The 17,649-nt window shown below is 50.6% G+C and carries 16 protein-coding genes and 1 pseudogene; 1 reads left to right on the forward strand and 16 read right to left on the reverse strand.

Annotated elements, in window-relative coordinates; all coding sequences use genetic code 11:
- Positions 1-337 precede the first annotated feature (337 nt).
- From NP596_RS04975 to NP596_RS05010, 8 genes and pseudogenes are all read right to left on the reverse strand, one after another.
- Positions 338-1,705 (reverse strand): AlbA family DNA-binding domain-containing protein, encoded by a 1,368-nt coding sequence (locus tag NP596_RS04975; RefSeq protein WP_256614161.1) that lies wholly within the window; start codon positions 1,703-1,705, stop codon positions 338-340.
- Positions 1,706-2,235: 530 nt separating this feature from the next.
- The gene (locus NP596_RS04980; RefSeq protein ID WP_256614163.1) at positions 2,236-2,478 is read right to left on the reverse strand and encodes a DUF2442 domain-containing protein; all 243 of its coding nucleotides are present in this window, start codon (positions 2,476-2,478) and stop codon (positions 2,236-2,238) included.
- 60 nt (positions 2,479-2,538) lie between these two features.
- Positions 2,539-2,740: pseudogene (locus NP596_RS04985) on the reverse strand (DUF4160 domain-containing protein).
- Positions 2,741-2,761: 21 nt separating this feature from the next.
- Positions 2,762-5,374: an alanine--tRNA ligase gene (gene alaS, locus NP596_RS04990; protein ID WP_256614164.1), complete on the reverse strand. Its 2,613-nt coding sequence runs from the start codon at positions 5,372-5,374 to the stop codon at positions 2,762-2,764.
- Positions 5,375-5,474: 100 nt separating this feature from the next.
- Positions 5,475-5,972: a regulatory protein RecX gene (locus NP596_RS04995; protein WP_256614165.1), complete on the reverse strand. Its 498-nt coding sequence runs from the start codon at positions 5,970-5,972 to the stop codon at positions 5,475-5,477.
- Positions 5,935-6,990 carry a recombinase RecA gene (gene recA / locus NP596_RS05000; RefSeq protein WP_256614167.1) on the reverse strand — a complete coding sequence of 352 codons (1,056 nt, stop codon included), beginning with the start codon at positions 6,988-6,990 and terminating at the stop codon, positions 5,935-5,937. The genes NP596_RS04995 and recA overlap by 38 nt, the downstream gene beginning before the upstream one ends.
- 118 nt (positions 6,991-7,108) lie before the next feature.
- Positions 7,109-7,621: a hypothetical protein gene (locus tag NP596_RS05005; RefSeq protein ID WP_256614168.1), complete on the reverse strand. Its 513-nt coding sequence runs from the start codon at positions 7,619-7,621 to the stop codon at positions 7,109-7,111.
- A gap of 33 nt (positions 7,622-7,654) precedes the next feature.
- The gene (locus NP596_RS05010; protein WP_256614169.1) at positions 7,655-8,119 is read right to left on the reverse strand and encodes an SRPBCC family protein; all 465 of its coding nucleotides are present in this window, start codon (positions 8,117-8,119) and stop codon (positions 7,655-7,657) included.
- Between the two features lie 114 nt (positions 8,120-8,233).
- On the opposite strand from NP596_RS05010, the gene NP596_RS05015 reads away from it, so the two are divergent.
- Positions 8,234-8,854 carry an SOUL family heme-binding protein gene (locus NP596_RS05015; RefSeq protein WP_256614170.1) on the forward strand — a complete coding sequence of 207 codons (621 nt, stop codon included), beginning with the start codon at positions 8,234-8,236 and terminating at the stop codon, positions 8,852-8,854.
- A gap of 1 nt (position 8,855) precedes the next feature.
- Here the strand turns inward: NP596_RS05015 and NP596_RS05020 are convergent, their stop codons facing one another.
- The 8 genes from NP596_RS05020 to NP596_RS05055 all read right to left on the reverse strand — a co-directional run bounded on the left by NP596_RS05020 (position 8,856) and on the right by NP596_RS05055 (position 17,500).
- Positions 8,856-10,466, reverse strand: coding sequence for an ABC transporter ATP-binding protein (locus NP596_RS05020; RefSeq protein ID WP_256614171.1), 1,611 nt, complete (start codon positions 10,464-10,466; stop codon positions 8,856-8,858).
- Positions 10,467-11,207 (reverse strand): DUF4276 family protein, encoded by a 741-nt coding sequence (locus NP596_RS05025; RefSeq protein ID WP_256614172.1) that lies wholly within the window; start codon positions 11,205-11,207, stop codon positions 10,467-10,469.
- Positions 11,171-12,256 carry an AAA family ATPase gene (locus tag NP596_RS05030; protein WP_256614173.1) on the reverse strand — a complete coding sequence of 362 codons (1,086 nt, stop codon included), beginning with the start codon at positions 12,254-12,256 and terminating at the stop codon, positions 11,171-11,173. The genes NP596_RS05025 and NP596_RS05030 overlap by 37 nt, the downstream gene beginning before the upstream one ends.
- Positions 12,257-12,270: 14 nt before the next feature.
- The gene (locus NP596_RS05035) at positions 12,271-13,614 is read right to left on the reverse strand and encodes an ABC transporter permease (protein WP_256614174.1); all 1,344 of its coding nucleotides are present in this window, start codon (positions 13,612-13,614) and stop codon (positions 12,271-12,273) included.
- A complete protein-coding gene (locus NP596_RS05040) occupies positions 13,614-14,591 on the reverse strand; it encodes an ABC transporter permease (protein WP_256614175.1) in 978 nt (325 codons plus the stop codon). The genes NP596_RS05035 and NP596_RS05040 overlap by 1 nt, the downstream gene beginning before the upstream one ends.
- A gap of 49 nt (positions 14,592-14,640) precedes the next feature.
- Positions 14,641-15,018, reverse strand: a complete 378-nt coding sequence (locus NP596_RS05045) for a type II toxin-antitoxin system VapC family toxin (protein ID WP_256614176.1) — start codon at positions 15,016-15,018, stop codon at positions 14,641-14,643.
- Positions 15,002-15,253: a type II toxin-antitoxin system Phd/YefM family antitoxin gene (locus NP596_RS05050; RefSeq protein WP_256614177.1), complete on the reverse strand. Its 252-nt coding sequence runs from the start codon at positions 15,251-15,253 to the stop codon at positions 15,002-15,004. The genes NP596_RS05045 and NP596_RS05050 overlap by 17 nt, the downstream gene beginning before the upstream one ends.
- Before the next feature lie 99 nt (positions 15,254-15,352).
- Positions 15,353-17,500, reverse strand: coding sequence for an ABC transporter substrate-binding protein (locus NP596_RS05055; RefSeq protein ID WP_256614178.1), 2,148 nt, complete (start codon positions 17,498-17,500; stop codon positions 15,353-15,355).
- Positions 17,501-17,649 lie beyond the last annotated feature (149 nt).

The following is a 17,649-nucleotide window of genomic DNA, read 5'->3' on the forward strand; positions in this document are numbered from 1 at the left end:
GCGACGGATTATTTTAACGCCGGTTCCCGCACCGGCAAGCGGGGTACTTTTCTTTGCTTGTCCAAAGAAAAGTACCCAAAAGAAAAGACACCCGGACGCCGCTTATTCCCTGCGCTCCTCGCTTTCAACGGGGGTTGACGAAAGGGGCTTCCTGCCCCTTCGTCAACGCGATGCATCCCTGCATCGCCCCTATCGGGCTAATCCCGCCAAAAGCTCCGGTGCTCGGCGCGGCATACGGGGGAAAACCATCCCGAAATTTGTAAGAAAACCAACCATTACAAAATATGGTTCGCTGTTTCGCTAAGAGACTCATCTAACAAACTTAACTATTTAAACTTTACGTCAGATTATTGACTTTACTAAAACCCAACATCTCTGTATCTTCAAAAACATTTATGTCTGAAACAAGCCCCACACAAGTAAAAATATTATAGATTATTGAACCACAAAATACATATGGAACAGATTGATATGTTTCTCGATCTGAGCAATCCGCGTCTCGCAAAGCTGCCTGATGAATTAACATACTATCTTCAGTGGGTTCTTTTGGAAAAACTATTTCACAATCCATTGTTAATGGTAGAGAATATGATTCAATTCTCTCAATAAATCCTTTTGAATCCACATAGGGCGAAGTGTGAAATATATTTATCAATGTAAAACATGAGTAGACATCACGATTATCCCCAATAGCCTTAAGCATATGAAGATAACAATTGGTTAACGCGGCCAAAACTTGAGGAAAAATCGAATAATCAACTATATTCATATTTTCATAGCGCCTTTCATATGCAATGCGACAAAATTGTTTTGCATATATATTTTTTTCATGAGTTTCTTGAAATCCAGAAAAATCATATAAATTTAACGGTACATCAAAGCGCACAACTCCATCGTGCCACCATCGAAATGTTAAAGTCGCTAGACTAGGGTCATTATTCGCAATCTGTCTAGCAACAAAACCATTCACCGCACTGTGAACAGCTGTCATTGGCGCATGTACACCAACAACACTGTTATCTGAATTTGTAACGATTCGAACAAATTCATCAAAGCTTAACTTTTTTTCCGGCGATAGTTGCCATTCGCTTGGCTTAAAGTAAATATGCACCCATGGTTGACTGGATTGGCTTTTTGGTAACTCAGGAATCTGAGTCAATCTTTTAATCGTTTTCTCACGATGTTCATTACCCCTTTTCCACAGTTCATCAAGAATATATCTGTCTGTTTCTTCTTTTGGTTTTGACTGATCAGCTAAACGACGATAGATTCTTCCAGATGAATGAATGTGGGGCGTATTGAAACTCCTTGGAATACCGATGACAATAATCGACTTCCCTTCAACTAGACCTATTTCTTCTAGGGGACCATCAATGACCTTTTCTTCATATAAGATTTCCGGGTTTACATGAGAAGACGCAGCCTCTCTTATTTCTAATGTAATTTTTTCTACATTACTTTTTTCTACACCCAGAAATTCATCTGCAGATCGAGATCCATCATTCTTCTCACTTACTCCAATTATTAACCATCCACCATATTGATTAGCGAAAGCGCACAAATGTTTTCCGTAATCAACAATTTTTAAACCTTGAACCTTATAATCAATATACCAGCCTTCGGATATTTTTCTCAAAAGAGACAAGTCGCTTCCATCAATATCTTCCAATGCCTTATTGAATGGATAAAAAGAATAATTAAGCAAACAATATTCTCCAACTAACAAACTGTAATGATTTATCTTACAAAATATTGCTTTACCCTATCGCTAATTCAATCTACATAGGGGAGGGTTTTGTCCCGTATGCCGCGCCGAGGGCCGTAGGCTGGGTAGAGCAACTCGAAACCCAGCAATAAACATCAAAGCTGGGTTTCATTTCATTTAGCCTAGCCAACAAAAATCAGCTGTCGCAGATTGCCGCTCCGAAATGTTGGGTTACGCTATTGCTAACCAAACCTACATTTAGGAGGGTTTTCATCCCGTTTGCCGCGCCGAGCACCGGAGCTTTTGGCGGGATTCGCCCGACAGGGGCGATGCAGGGATGCATCGCGTTGACGAAGGGGCAGAAAGCCCCTTTCGGCAACCCCCGTCAAAAGCGAGGAGCGCTGGGAGTAAGCGGCATCCGGGTCGCCTTTTCTTTGGATACTTTCTTTTGGCGACGCAAAAGAAAGTATCGCGGTTGTCGGTCCGCGAACCGACATATAAATCACCCGTCGCGTCAGCGACAAATTAACTCAAACAACCTCACCCTCTTCATACAAAGTCTCCGGCGCAATATCCGCTCCATTCGGCCAGGATATGCTCCAGCCATCGACAAAAAACTTCTGAAAATACTGTTTATCTTTCAATGGCTCGAAAACTTCGCCATTCAGCCATTTCCAACAATCAGCAATTCGTTTTTCGCCATTATCGAAAGTCAGTTTAATTTTGTAATCGCTTAAATATTCGGCATCAACAACAACGGGCATGTACTGCATGATTATTCTCCGTCAATTGAGAGGTTCGATTCTATCAATCTGTTTACCTTGATTGGCTTTTTACCAGTTCTGCATCAGCTCTTCCTGATGCAGTAACGCCCATTCCTGAATCAGTTTTTTGGCGGTTTTAGAGCTTATGTTGCCTTTGATCATATTTCCATCCACCGCGTTGACCTTGATATTCAGCATGAAAATGCGGTGGATTGTGGTCGTTATGAAACATCCGAATAATAATTCCAAAAAACATGGATACGTAAGGCATCTTAATCCACCGCTCAAAACACTAACCGGCTAGCCGCTCCCTCACCCACTCCGGCACCGCTTTTAACGCTGCGGCCAGATTGGTTGGATCGTTGCCGCCAGCCTGAGCCATATCCGGCCGACCGCCGCCTTTACCGCCGACTTGAGTGGCAACAAAATTGACCAGTTCGCCGGCCTTGACCCTATCCATGGTGTCCTTGGAAACGCTGGCGATCAGGCTGACTTTATCGCCGCTGACCACCGCCAGCACCAGAGCCGCCGTGCCGAGTTTGTTTTTGAGTTGATCGGCCAAATCTCGCAGAGCTTTGGGGTCGACATCATCCAGCTTCACGGCCAACACTTTGACGCCGTTGACGTCGACGGCCTGACCGGTCATTTCGTCGCCGGCCGAACTGGCCAGCTTAGCTTGCAGTTTTTCCAGCTCTTTTTCCAGCGTGCGGTTTTTTTCCACCAGTTGCTGGACTTTGTCGGCGGCCTTATCCGGCGAGGTTTTCAGCAGACTGGCAATGTTTTGCAGGGCGTTTTCGCGCTGTTCAATCCATTCCAAAGCTGCTTTTCCCGTCACGGCTTCCAAGCGGCGCACGCCCGCGGCCACGCCGGTTTCGCCGATGATTTTGAACAAGCCGATGTCGCCGGCTCTATCCACGTGGGTGCCGCCGCACAGTTCCGTGGAAAATTCGCCGATTTTCAATATCCGCACTTCGTCGCCGTATTTTTCGCCGAACAAGGCCATCGCCCCGGCTTTCATGGCCTCGTCTTTGGCCATCACTTCCGCCGCCACCGGGTTGTTCAAACGAATTTGCTGGTTGACCATGTCTTCGATAATGGCGATTTCCGCCGCCGTCATCGGCTCGAAATGCGAGAAGTCGAAACGCAAGCGCTCGGCATTAACCTGCGAACCTTTCTGCGCCACATGTTCGCCCAGCGTGGTGCGCAAGGCCGCGTGCAACAAGTGGGTGGCGGAGTGGTTGCGTTCGGTGGCTTTGCGGGTTTCCGCGTCGACGCTGACTTCGCAGGCCTGGCCGCTGGTTAGCGTGCCTTGCAGCACTTTACCCTTGTGCAGGAACAGCTTGCCGCCCTGTTTTTGGGTATCGTGCACTTCGAATACCGCGCCGCCGCATTCGATCAGACCGGTATCGCCGACCTGGCCGCCGGACTCGGCATAAAACGGGGTTTGATCCAAAATCACCACGCCTTCGTCGCCGGCTTCCAGGCTTTCCACCGGTTGGCCTTTTTTATACAGGCCGATGATTTCCACCGAACCGTTCAAGGTGTAATAGCCGGTAAACTCGGTATCGCTGTCGTGTTTGATGTCCTGATCGTAATCGGCCGCGAAGCTGCCGCCGGCGCGGGCGCGGTCGCGCTGGGCGCTCATTTCCACTTCGAAACCGTGGTGGTCGACGCTGAGATTGTGTTCGCGGGCGAAATCGGCGGTCAAATCGACCGGAAAGCCGTAGGTATCGTACAACTGAAACACCACGTCGCCGGGGATGACATGGCTGTCCAGTTTGGCGACGCAGGCCTCCAGAATTTTCATGCCTTGTTCCAGGGTTTCGGCGAAGCGTTCTTCTTCTTTTTTCAGCACCCGTTCGACTTGTTCCCGGGCCTTGGCCAGCTCTGGATAGGCCTCGCCCATCTCGGCCACCAAAGGCGCCACCAATTGGTAGAAGAACACTTCCCGGATGCCCAAACGGTAACCGTGGCGGATGGCCCGGCGAATGATGCGGCGCAGCACGTAGCCGCGGCCTTCGTTGGACGGCAATACGCCGTCGGCCACCATGAAGGCGCAGGAGCGGATATGGTCGGCAATCACCCGCAACGAGCTGTTGTTTAAATCGCTGGTGCCGGCCAGTTTGGCGGCCACTTTCAGCAGATTTTGGAATAAATCGATTTCGTAGTTGCTATGCACGCCTTGCAACACGGCGGCAATCCGTTCCAGCCCCATGCCGGTATCCACGGAGGGCGCCGGCAGCGGCGTCAGGTTGCCGTCCTTGTCGCGGTCGTATTGCATGAATACCAGATTCCAGACTTCGATATAACGGTCGCCGTCTTCATCCGGGCTGCCTGGAGGGCCGCCGGCCACGTGTTCGCCGTGGTCGTAGAAAATCTCGGTGCAGGGGCCGCAAGGGCCGACGTCGCCCATGGACCAGAAATTGTCCTTGGCGCCGATGCGGGAAAACCGGTTCGGGTCGATTTTGACATCTTCCAGCCAGATGGCTTCAGCTTCCGAATCCTCGTTAAACACCGTCACCCATAGGCGTTCCGCCGGAATGCCGAGCTCCTTGGTCAAAAAGTCCCAGGCGTAATGAATGGCCTCTTTTTTGAAATAATCGCCGAAGCTGAAATTACCCAGCATTTCGAAGAACGTATGATGTCGGGCGGTATAACCGACATTTTCCAGATCGTTATGCTTGCCGCCGGCCCGCACGCAGCGTTGGCTGGTGGCCGCGCGGGTAAAATCGGTTTTTTCCCGGCCCAAAAATACGTCTTTAAACTGCACCATCCCGGCATTAGTAAACAGCAAGGTCGGATCGTTACCCGGAACCAAAGAGCTGGAAGGACGCACGGCATGGCCGTGTTGACGGAAAAACTCCAAAAAGGCGGCCCGCAATTCGGCGCTGGTCATTTTTTTCATGGTGGTTACTTCGGTTGTTTTTATTCTTTAAACACATGTAGGCTGGGTTGAGCGAAGCGAAACCCAGCGATAAGTCAATTGATGCCGGACTTCACGTAGCTCAACCCAGCCTACGCAATTTAATCTTCAATTCCGCAAACAAGCGTTTGATCATCTCGCCGCTAAAGCCGCGTTGCTGCAAAAAACGGCTGCGTTTTAGCCATTCGTTTTGCGTTAAAGCTGTTTCCTCGCCATATTTGTTGCAGTACACGTCCATCAGCAGATTTTGCCAGTCGCCTTGCTGTTCAGCCAGCGCATCCAAATCGGCATGTTCTATACCGCGCTGCTGCAGTTCGTAACGAATACGCACCGGACCGTAGCCGCCGGCGATGCGCTGACGCACGTAACATTCGGCATAACGTTCGTCGTTTTGCCAGTTTTGTTCGGCCATATCGGCAATGACAAGTTCCACCTCATCGCGCTGAAAACCGCGCAGCGCCAGCTTATCCAGTAATTCCTTTCGGCTATGTTCGCGTCTGGCTAATAAACGCAGACAAGTCGCTTCGATTTGTTGCCGGCGCTCAGTCGCCGTCGACGAACTCGACGTCTGCTTCCGCATCGGGCGCAACTGGCGGCAATGTCGCTAATTTGGCAAAGGCTTTTTCGCGTATGGCTTTTTCCAGCTCTGCGGCTTTGTCCGGGTTGTCCTTCAAAAACTGCTTGGCATTGTCCTTGCCTTGGCCGATTTTGTCGTTGTTGTAGCTGTACCAGGAACCAGACTTTTGTACGAAGCCGAATTCCACGCCCAGGTCGACCAGTTCGCCGAAGAAGGACACGCCTTCGCCGTACAGAATCTCGAAATCGGCCTGCTTGAACGGCGGTGCGACTTTGTTTTTGACCACTTTGACCCGGGTTTCGTTGCCGATCACCTCGTCGCCTTTCTTGATGGCGCCGATACGGCGGATATCCAGCCGAACCGACGCATAAAATTTCAAGGCGTTACCGCCGGTGGTGGTTTCCGGGTTGCCGAACATCACGCCGATTTTCATCCGCAATTGGTTGATAAAAATCACCAGCGTATTTGAGCGCTTGATATTCGCGGTCAGTTTACGTAAGGCTTGCGACATCAAACGGGCTTGCAGCCCCATGTGCGAGTCGCCCATGTCGCCTTCGATTTCGGCTTTCGGCGTTAATGCCGCCACCGAGTCGACTACCACGATATCGACCGCGCCGGAACGTACCAGCATGTCGGTGATTTCCAGGGCCTGTTCGCCGGTATCCGGTTGCGATACCAGCAAATCGTCGATATTGACGCCGATTTTTTCCGCATAAACCGGGTCCAACGCGTGCTCGGCATCGACAAACGCCGCCGTGCCGCCCAGTTTTTGCATTTGGGCTATGGTTTGCAAGGTCAAAGTGGTTTTGCCGGAGGACTCCGGCCCGTAAATTTCAATCACCCGGCCGCGCGGTAAACCGCCCACGCCCAAGGCAATATCCAAAGACAATGAACCGGTAGACACAACCTCAATATCGCGGGAGGCGGCGACATCGCCCATCCGCATGACCGAGCCTTTGCCGAACTGTTTCTCAATCTGCATCAATGCGGCGCCCAGCGCCTTTTTCTTGTTCTCGTCCATTTTTATCCCCACACGATCCACAACTGGTTAAAGCCGCGCATTATCACACAGATAGCCGCCTGTAAAACAGTTTCCATGCGATCTTGGCGGGCGTTTGCATAGACTGATTAATCTGATTCTACTGGCTGTCGATAATTTCCAGACAGCGTTGAAACGTACTCCGCACGATGAACAGCGTCATCACAATGGGATACAGTAGGTAATGGTCCGGCATCGCCAGCCCGATCAGCACAGCCACGGCCAACGCGCAGGTATCAAAACGCGACAGATATTGCTGCAGATAACGCAAAGCCTCCCGCGATTCGCGGTCGAAGCGGGGCGCTTTATTGATGAAGGCCAGCAGCATCCAGCCGCAAAGCAAAGCATAGTAGATGGGGAACACATGAAACATCGGCGAACCTTTGCTGAACAAGGGCTCCCAGTAACCGTACCAGGCCCATAAAACGCTACAGCAGAAACCGTCCTGCCAGACGCTGCTTGACAGTTTTTTCAAGCAACCGCCCAACAAAAACAGCCCGGCCAGACCGGCTCCGGCCATCCATACCGGCTCATCGTTAAGGAAAGGCAAATAGAGACTCTGGGTTTGCACCAGCGTCGTCAACACGATACAGAAGATGATGAAAATAGGCATTGGGATAAACCGGCTTGAACCAAAAGCCCTAATTTACACGCCCACGCCCCATTTGGCATGCAAATAAGCTTGCCGGGTGTCGAAAATCCGTTGCAGTTTTTTACGAATCAGCAAACTGTGCATGATCCGCCCGAACCAGCCGAACGGCATGGCATAAAACACAATGTCTTCCATGACAATATGCCCCTGCTGTTCGGTCAGGCACACTTCGTGACTCCAAAACTTGAACGGGCCGACCGCTTGTTGATAGACAAACCGGTGCGGCTCGTCGCAGTGGCTGATTTCCGACAACCAGGGCATAGCCCTGCCGAACACGGCTCTCATCCGGTAAGCTATCATCAGGCCGGTGTAAATTTTTGCCGGAACCTTCGAGGTAATTTCAACGTTAAAAAAGTCCGGGGTGATCTGGTTCAGGTAATGCGGCGAGGAAAAGAAATCCCAGGCTTCCTGACGTGTCAGCGTTAATGCCTGCCGGCGATAGAGTTGATAAAGATTCATAGGCTTAATCCTGAAAGATCAACTGGAGCACGTCAGCAATCTACCGCAAAAAAAATATTTCGCGGCATACTGGAAGCCGAGGGCGATTTGTCGCCATTATTCCCGGACTTGCAAATGATAAAAACGTTAATGCAACTATTGGCAAGCCTGTTTTTAGCGGGGTGCTCCATACTTGGTATACGCAACAGCGCGGAAGCCGCGTACACGTTGATTTTGCAAGACGGCGACATTGAAATCCGCGCCTATCGGCCTTTACTGATCGCGGAAACCCACGTAGACGCCGATTACGCCAACAGCGGTTCGGTAGGGTTTAACCGTCTGGCCGGCTATATTTTCGGTAACAATCGCCAACAGCAAAAAATGGCCATGACCACGCCGGTTTACCGGGAACAGCAAGGCGAAAAAATAGCCATGACCGCTCCGGTGTTACAGCAAAAATCCGCCGGACATTGGCGCATGGCGTTCGTGATGCCGCCGGAATACACGTTATCCACCCTGCCCGAACCGCTGGATCCTCTGGTGGAAATCAAACAACTACCCGCCAAAAAGGTCGCCGTGCTGCGGTATTCCGGCAGTTTGAGCGAGGAAAAAATCAGCACGATGGCAGACGAATTAAGTGCCTGGCTGAACCGGCATGCTTATAAAGCCCTATCGCCCGCGCGCTCGGTGGCTTACGATCCGCCCTGGACGATCCCGGCATTACGCCGCAACGAAGTACATATCGATATAGAATGAGTTAATGCTTCCGCGTGGACTGCAGTTTTGGCACGGCCGCCAGCAAGGTTTTGGTGTAAGCATGCCGGGGCTGGGTTAAAACCTGTTCGACCAGTCCTTGTTCGACGATTTTACCCCGGTACATCACCGCCACTTCGTCGGCCATTTCCGCCACCACGCCCAGATTGTGGGTGATCAGCAAAAAGCTCAGGCTTTGCTGTTTTTGCAGTTCTTTCAGCAAGGCGATGATTTGCGCCTGTACCGAAACATCCAATGCGCTGGTCGGCTCGTCGCAAATAATCAGTTTGGGTTCCACGGCCAGCGCCCGGGCAATACAGATACGCTGCCTCTGGCCGCCGGAAAATTCGTGCGGATAACGCAAGGCGGCATCAGCAGGTAAATCCACTTGCTGCAGCAATTCAGCCACCCGGCTTTGCATCAGCGGACGAGTGATGTCCGATCGCAATGCACGCAAGCCTTCGGCGATAATGTCGCCCACCAGCATTCTGGGATTCATGGCCGCGAACGGGTCTTGAAACACGATCTGCATGGCCGCCCGTTGTTTCCGCAAGGCTTCGCCCTGCAATTGCGTCAAATCGATGTCATCAAACAACACCCGCCCGGCATGGGCCGGAATCAGATTCAACAAGCCCTTGCCCATGCTGGTTTTACCGCAGCCGGATTCTCCGACCAGCGCCAGCGTGGTGCCGGCATGCAGTTCAAAATCCACCCCATCCACGGCTTTGACATGACCTACCACGCGTTTGAAAATGCCTTTGCGGATCGGGTAATAGACCTTGAAATCCTCCACCTTCAACAACGGCGGCTTGTTTTGGGCGACTCGATCCAGGCAGCTTTCCATCTTCGGCAAAGCCGCCAGTAATTTCAAACTGTAAGGGTGCTTGGCTTGCCGAAAAAATTCGCCGGTGGCGGCGGTTTCGACTATCTTGCCTTTTTGCATCACCGCGATGCGATCGGCGATATTGGATACCAGAGCCAAATCGTGACTGATCAGCCACAAGGCCATGCCGGTTTGCTGCTGCAGATTTTTCAGCAAGTCCAGAATCTGCGCCTGTATGGTCACATCCAGCGCCGTGGTCGGCTCATCCGCGATCAGCAAATCCGGTTTGCCGGCCAGCGCAATCGCAATCATCACCCGCTGCCGTTGGCCGCCGGACAATTGATGCGGATATTCGTTGATGCGGCGCTCGGGTTCCGGAATTTCCACCTGTTTGATCAGTTCCAATACCCGTTGCCTGACCTCGTCCTTGGCTAGTTGAAAATGGATATTCAATACTTCGGCAACCTGCTCGCCGATCGTCATGACCGGATTCAGCGACGACATCGGGTCCTGGAAAATCAAACCGATGCGGCGACCGCGCAGCCTGCAAAAATCGATTTCCGGAATTTTCAGCAAATCCCGGTCTTGTAAAACCATGCCTGCTGCCTGCATCTGCGCGTTATTCGGCAACAACCGCAGCACCGACAACGCGGTAATGGATTTACCGGAACCGGATTCACCGACCAAAGCAAAGGTTTCGCCGGAACGGATTTCGAAGCTGATGTCGTCGACGACTTTATTTTGGAAGCTAAAGCTAACCGATAAATGTTCGACTGATAACAAGGGCTTCATCTAGGCAGTTCCTAAATCGGTTAATTGCTGATACCAATCAGCAAAATGTTTGCACTCTGCACATAATTTATCGATACCGATGTTTTGAATCGCCAGCGGGCCATGATAGGTCTTACGGTAAGATTTTTTGGAGCTGGCAAAAATTTGTACTGACTCCAAAGCCTTCTTGATGCGTTCGGAAGGTTTAGTTTCATAGCTATTATTAATGTGCTCAGGTGTTTCAAAGTCGCTACGATCAGCTTGTAACTTAATTAATGCTTTTGACCATTCTGAATGAATATCCGTTAATTTTGAAATGTCTGAGAATAGTAACCCTTCAAACTCATAAGGCTGAATGTAAGGCACAAAGCGATTTAAATATGTATTATTTGATTGAGCAATATCATCTTTCAGCGCTTGTTCGAGAAACTGAGTTCTTTGATAAACATCGATTATCGCCTGACTTTTCTCATAACCAGGAAAGCGTTTTTCCAGTCCATACAGATCAAAAAAAGTGGTGATAATAGTAGCATTTTCTTCTTTCAGGCAATTAAGGATAAACAGCTTTACCCGATCATAATTTAAAGCCCCTCCTCTATGACCTCGTGAAGTTGTAACACCGCGTCCAGTCAAAAAAATCTGCTGATGAGCCAGTTTTGGTGCCAAAACATTTCGTACAAAAGTTTCTTCAGTTGGCCCTTCGCAGACAACATAAACGCGCATCATTAGGCTGGCCTCCCGCCAATAATGTTTTGCTTCCACAAATCTCCTAAGCTGTAATCCATTAGCCAATCCGTTAATTGGGATTCATCGAGCCGTCGAAAAGTAGATGCATTATTGACTCGATCCACCACAATTAAATCGTTGACTGAGAAATAATTGATTAACTCGACCGACTGTGTAGAGATGATTAACTGAGTACTTTCCGAAGCAAGCTTTATCAAATCAGCTAAAACACCCAAAGCATAAGGATGTAAACCTAACTCCGGCTCATCAATCAAGATGGTGTCGGCCATCAATAACTTAGGTTGTAATAGCAAAGTTGCAAGACAAATAAACCTCAAAGTACCATCTGACAATACATGTCCTTTGAAAGGAGTATCTGGGTTGCCGATTTCTTTCCATTCCAGTTGAATTGATTCTTCGCCTTCACGAATAATAAAATCATCGAAGAATGGAGCAACTAACCGTATTGTTTTAATAATTAGAGAATAATTTTGTGGAAACTTAAGTTTTAGTCTATTTAAAAATGCCGCCAAATTTGAGGCATCCGGCTTGAGTCTTAAGTTATCTGACACTGAGTGAATTTGCTTAACTAATGCCGTATCACTAGTGTCATGAAAATGATAGACGCGCCAACTTTCTATAGCAGGTTTAATGTACTGAGCATAATGATGCTTGGATTCTTTTAGCAACGATTCATCATTGCCAGAGTTGATGATTGTTGATGAAGGGTAAGGCGCAATCACACTACCGTCATAACAAAGCTCTTCTCTAACAAATACAAGTCTATTATCTAGAGTGGGCCTCAGAGAAAACTCGTAGCTATTATGGCCAAAATGAAATGCCAAGGACATTTGAGTAGTTTTTTTTCGCCCATAATATAATAATAAATCCGGGCCACCGTTCATTTGAACATATGCTTTAAGATTTCTATCATATATGTTGGCCAAGAACTTAAATGCAGAAATAAAATTACTTTTACCTGCGCCATTAGCACCTAACAAAATATTTATTTCGTTTAATTCAAGGCCTTTCAAGCTGTGAATTGACTTGTAGCCGCTAATACTAAGTTTTTTTAATCTAGACATAATCAATTCATCGTTTAACTTGCTTGAGCTCGTCTCGGATCAAACGCATCCCTGACGCTATCGGCAAACAAATTCGCCGCCAGCACCAGCGCGAACATGAAGACGAAGGCCGCCGTCAGCGACCACCACACCACCGGCTCTCTGGCCATTTCCAGGCGGGCGCTGTTGATCATGTTGCCCCAGCTGTGTGTGGTGGGGTCGACGCCGATGTTGATGTAGGACAGCACCGCTTCGGCCAGTACCAGTGAACTGAAATCCAGCACCACACTGATCAGCACGATGTGCATGACGTTGGGCAGGATGTGGCGGAACAGGATCATGGCCGGTTTGACACCCAGGGCTTGCGCGGCCAACACGTATTCCATTTCCCGCAGCTTTAGGGTTTCGGCGCGTAGCAAGCGACATAGGCCGGTCCAGCTGGTCACGCCCAAAATCAGGCATAGAAACAGCAAGCGCATGTCGGCGCGCACCAGCAGATTGTTGAAATTTTCCGGGTGGTTGGTCATGTAGACCTGCACCATCAGAATCGAAGCGGCTATCAATAACACACTGGGAATGGAATTGAGCGTGGTGTAGATGAATTGAATCACATCGTCGACCCAGCCCTTGAAAAACCCGGCCATGATACCGAATACGATGGCTAGCGGCAGCATGACCAAGGTGGTCAGGGAACCGATCACCAGGCCGGTGCGTATGCTTTTCAGGGTTTGATAAAACACGTCCTCGCCGACCTTATCGGTACCCAGCACGTGGTAATACGCCGACAGGGAAAACAAGGTATAACAGCCGCTCACCACCAAGAACAAGGCGGCCCATACGGCCTTGCTGCTGGCGCTGCGCCATAAAACCCGGCGCCGTTCGTGTTGGTCGCCCCAAGCCAGCAATAACACCATCAGCATCAGGCCCGCACCCCTGCTGAATCCGCTAAGCGTTTTATCGAAAACATCGCCCGCCCATTCCGTTTCGGGATCGGCCAGATGCGCGCCGCCGTATTGCAGGCGCGGATAATCCCAGCGGGTGGAGCCGTCGTCTAGGGCTAGCGTTTCCTTGGCATAGCCATGGACTGCAAACGGCGCGGAATAGGTTTTCTCGCCGTGTTTGCGCATGGTGTCGCAAGCCACGTCCAGCAAGCTGACGGCTTCGTTACCGCGACTGTCGCCGTCTTTAAAATGTATCGAATCGGCCAAACCGATCAGCGCGAAACATAGCAGCAAGGTCAAAGAGGCCATTGCAACCGGACTGGCGGCGATTTTTTTTAACGGCCTGCGCATGTGCTGTTGCCGGCCTAAATACCAGGCAAACACCACGCTGGTTACCACCAACAGATAAATCAACGCGTCTGTCCACAGCACGATCATTAGCTTAACCTCACGCGCGGGTCGACCAGGGTATAGGAAATATCGGTCAGCAGCAGGCCGGCGATATAGAGCACCGAGCCCAAAAACACCATGGAGCGGACGATGGCGAAATCCTGCCGATTAATGGCATCGATGGTGTAACTGCCCAGGCCGGGGATGCTGAAAAACGATTCCATAATCAGACTACCCATAAACAACAACGGCAATACCACCACCACACCGGTCAGAATTGGGATCATGGCGTTTTTCAGCACGTGCTTGAACAATACCTGGGTTTCGGTAAGGCCTTTGGCGCGGGCGGTACGCACGTAATCTTTTTCCACTTCTTCCAGAAAAAGCGTCCGGTACCAGCGCGCGCCGGAACCGATGCCGGCCACCACGCTGATAATCACCGGCAGAATTAAAAACTTGAGCGCCGCCAATCCGCTGTCGTAACCGGAAATCGGCACCAGCTTCAGCAGTTTGCCGATCAGGAACTGCCCGCCGATGATGTAAAACAACGACGATACCGACATCAGCATCACGCACAACACGCTGCTGCCCAGTTCGACATAAGTATTGCGGAACAGCACCATCAACAGCGCCAGCGTGATATTCACCAGCAAGCCGACGATCAAGGACGGCAAGGCCAGTGCCAGACTGGGCCACATGCGCTGGCGAATGTCGGTACCAATGTTGCGGCCGCTGTCGGAAATGCCGAAATCGAACAAAAACAGGTTCACCGATTTTTGATAGAAAATGGTGTCGGTCAGTTGTTTGCCGCCCGCCTGTCCGCCATTCCACAAAAGCGGCAAATCGTAACCGTGCTGATGCTTCCAGTTTTGAATCGCTTGTTCGGTGACGTGCTTTTGCCCCAGCTGCATGCGGGCCATATCGTCCGGACTATTGACCACGAAAAACAGCACAAAAGTCAGCACATTGACCGCCATCAACAGCGGCAAGGCGTAAAGAAAGCGGCGAATGATATACGTGATCATATTAAATAAAACTTATCGGTGGACGCTTGAGCATAAATTGCAACTGCCGTTATTTTTCAATGAGCAAAACATCCTCGGTATAGACTTGAAACGCCTTGTCGTAGGTTACTATCCGCAAGCTTTCGCATCGCGCTTGCGCAATGAGTAAACGATCGAACGGATCTTTGTGGTGCGGGGCTAATTGTTGAATCGCTTGCGCATGAAACGGCGTCATGTTCAGCCATTGAAAGCCCTGCGCCTGTATGTCTTCCGCGAAAGCCGGGGTGGGCAACGGCAATTTTCCCAGTCCATTTTTAATCGCCATTTCCCAAATCGAAACCGCGCTGACGAAAGCGCCTTCTTGCTGAATTTTTTCGACCAGCCACAAGGGCTCGATCCGCCCCATCAACCAATCGTAAACAATGCAGGTATCAAGCAACAGACGCATCATCCGTTCCATTGAACAAATCGGCGATTTCGGCATTGGTTTCGGCGGAATCCCAATCGGTAGAATACACCACCCGCTGTAACCAAGCACCGGGCGGCGAAACTTTGGGCGCGCTGTATTTAACGAGCTTGGCGACCGGTACCCCGTTACGGGCGATAATCACCTCTTCGTCTCGCTCGGCGGCAACCACCAGACTGGACAAATTGTTTTTGGCTTCCAAAATATTAACTTGCATCGCATGCCCCTACAGCTTGGCTAATATTAGCCAAAATATGGCTATCAGCCGGTTTTGTCAATCGATAACACACGTCCTTTAACACCAAGGCAACCCTTATCAAGTTTCGAATTGCCTGCGGCGATAAGCCTTAACCGCCGGATAAATCGCCAAGCCCAAGGCGGCAAAAATCGCCAACAACGGCCAGAACTCGGCATGATTCCATTCCCGGCGTTTTTGTTCGCGCAAGCCGGTATCAATGCGGCTGTATTTCAAGCGGTTGTTGATCATGCGAGCCGGCTTGAGGTTTTTATACCAGCTATGCAGCAAGGCGAAATCCTTGGGGAAATAGCCGAACAGCCAAGGCGCGTCCCGGCGCAAGATGCTTTGCATGCGGTCGATGATGATTTGCCGTTCCGGACCGTTGTCCATGTTGCGCATTTGCTCGAACAGGCGGTCGAATTCCGGGTTGGCGTAATTGCCGGCGTTCTCGCCGCCCTGCTTGACCTTGGAATTGGGCCCATACAACAGAAAGAAGAAGTTTTCCGGGTCGGGATAATCGGCATTCCAGCCCCAAACGAAAATCTGCGCCGCGCCGCTGCGCATTTTTTCCTGAAAGCGGTTGTAATCGGTGCCGCGTATCACCAGCTGAATGCCGAGCTTTTCGAATTGCTTGCGGTACCAGTTCATCAAAGCCTTGTCGTCGCTGCCGGTCGCCGTGGTATCAAAATACAGCAGCAAGGCTTCGCCGGTTTTCGGGTCTATACCGTTCGGGTAACCGGCCTCCGCCAGCAATTGCTTGGCTTTTTCGATGGATTTACGCTGCGGTTTGCCGTTTTGCCAGTCGTAAACCACCGGATTGATGCCGGCCTCGCCGTCCTGATAGCCGAAGATGCCCGGCGGCAACGCGCCTTGCGCGGCCACGCCGCGGCCGTTGGCGAAAATGGCGATAAATTCTTCATAATCCACCGCAATGGAAATGGCTTGCCGCAGTTTGCGGTTTGCTTCGCTATCGCCGCCTATGACGGGGTCCAGCATATTAAAGCCCATGTAAAACACCGAAGTGGCCACCGAGGTTTGCAGTTGAATCTGCTTGTCCCGCATCATCGGGGTCAACTGCGGATCGCCGCTGCCTGAAAACTGCACGGCTTGGTCGAAACTATCCGAGGCAATGCCGGAGGCGTCGTAATAGCCTTGTAAGAATTTGGCCCAGTACGGAATGGTTTCTTTTTCCAAGGTGTACACCACCTTGTCGACAAACGGCAGCGGCTTGCCGGCGTCGTTCAACCAACCGGCTTCGCGGTCGCCCGCGTCGCCCTCACTCGGATAAAAGTCCGGGTGGTAATGCGGATTTTTCGCCAGTACCATGCGCCGATTGGGATTGTTTTCCTGCAACCAATAGGGCCCGGTGCCGACCGGAAACCAGTCCAGGGTAATGTTTTTGTTTTTCAAACCCGGCTGCGCATAAAACGCATCGGCTTCCCACGGCATCGGCGCGAAAAACGGCATGGCCAGCCAATATTGAAATTGCGGATATTTGCCTTTGATGCGGATGCGGTATTGATTCTCGCTCAAGGCTTGCACGCCGCGCATGGATTGGTTTTTCAGCTCTTGAACCGGAATTGCCGCCGTAGCTTGGGCAAACTCGGCAAAGCCGTCTATATACCCGGCCATCAATTCAGCGATAGGCGACTGCGTTTTCGAATAGGCCAGCCGCTTGATCTGGTAAACATAATCTTCGGCCGTTAAGGTTCGGCTTTGCTGCACCGGCAAGTCCGCCAGTGTATTGATGCTCAACAATTGTTCGTCAGTCAGGGCGTGATACAAATAATCGCCGGATTCGCTTCGGCTGAAAGCCGGATGCGGTTGGCAAGCAATGCCCGGTTTAATGGTTATCAGATATTCGCTAAACGCAATCGCCGCGTCGACTGCGGTTTCCGGCAATGCGTTACCTTGTGCGTCCAGGTAGCGAACTACGGGCATTTTGGCAGCTGTTAAAGGTTCCAGTTGATACGGCCGTTTCAAATAATGGTATTGCAACGGCGGTTCGTAAATCTGGCCAATAAAGCCGTATTCGTCACTGCTATAGGCTACCGCCGGGTCCAAGTGCTTGGGCCGCTCGGCAAAAGACGAATACAGGATAGCCTGACCGTGGTCGGACTCGGGATAAGGGTTATTGAGTTGGGAAACGTCGCACGCGGTTAAGATAAAAACCGACAGCAACAGCAGAAGATTGCGAACTTTAGGAACCGACAGATTGCTGGACATTATGCGAAGGCCTTGGAAACTTACCGGCATTCTAACAACAAGCCATTAAAATAATAAGCGGCAAGAAGAATACAGTAACGAATGCCGCTTGGTTCAACCAAACTTGCGGCCGCAAACCGCTTCGCCCCCTCGTTCCCACGGAGGACCGC

The sequence above is a fragment of the Methylomonas rivi genome (genome assembly GCF_024505165.1).
In the GTDB taxonomy this organism is placed as follows: Bacteria; Pseudomonadota; Gammaproteobacteria; order Methylococcales; family Methylomonadaceae; genus Methylomonas; species Methylomonas rivi.

What these genes read in the sequence shown, in the direction of transcription:
- NP596_RS04980 (WP_256614163.1), bottom strand. Translation starts at nt 2,478, where the DNA reads ATGCAGTACATGCCCGTTGTTGTTGATGCCGAATATTTAAGCGATTAC.
- alaS (WP_256614164.1), bottom strand. Translation starts at nt 5,374, where the DNA reads ATGAAAAAAATGACCAGCGCCGAATTGCGGGCCGCCTTTTTGGAGTTT.
- NP596_RS04995 (WP_256614165.1), bottom strand. Translation starts at nt 5,972, where the DNA reads ATGCGGAAGCAGACGTCGAGTTCGTCGACGGCGACTGAGCGCCGGCAA.
- recA (WP_256614167.1), bottom strand. Translation starts at nt 6,990, where the DNA reads ATGGACGAGAACAAGAAAAAGGCGCTGGGCGCCGCATTGATGCAGATT.
- NP596_RS05005 (WP_256614168.1), bottom strand. Translation starts at nt 7,621, where the DNA reads ATGCCTATTTTCATCATCTTCTGTATCGTGTTGACGACGCTGGTGCAA.
- NP596_RS05010 (WP_256614169.1), bottom strand. Translation starts at nt 8,119, where the DNA reads ATGAATCTTTATCAACTCTATCGCCGGCAGGCATTAACGCTGACACGT.
- NP596_RS05015 (WP_256614170.1), top strand. Translation starts at nt 8,234, where the DNA reads ATGATAAAAACGTTAATGCAACTATTGGCAAGCCTGTTTTTAGCGGGG.
- NP596_RS05020 (WP_256614171.1), bottom strand. Translation starts at nt 10,466, where the DNA reads ATGAAGCCCTTGTTATCAGTCGAACATTTATCGGTTAGCTTTAGCTTC.
- NP596_RS05030 (WP_256614173.1), bottom strand. Translation starts at nt 12,256, where the DNA reads ATGTCTAGATTAAAAAAACTTAGTATTAGCGGCTACAAGTCAATTCAC.
- NP596_RS05035 (WP_256614174.1), bottom strand. Translation starts at nt 13,614, where the DNA reads ATGATCGTGCTGTGGACAGACGCGTTGATTTATCTGTTGGTGGTAACC.
- NP596_RS05040 (WP_256614175.1), bottom strand. Translation starts at nt 14,591, where the DNA reads ATGATCACGTATATCATTCGCCGCTTTCTTTACGCCTTGCCGCTGTTG.
- NP596_RS05045 (WP_256614176.1), bottom strand. Translation starts at nt 15,018, where the DNA reads ATGCGTCTGTTGCTTGATACCTGCATTGTTTACGATTGGTTGATGGGG.
- NP596_RS05050 (WP_256614177.1), bottom strand. Translation starts at nt 15,253, where the DNA reads ATGCAAGTTAATATTTTGGAAGCCAAAAACAATTTGTCCAGTCTGGTG.
- NP596_RS05055 (WP_256614178.1), bottom strand. Translation starts at nt 17,500, where the DNA reads ATGTCCAGCAATCTGTCGGTTCCTAAAGTTCGCAATCTTCTGCTGTTG.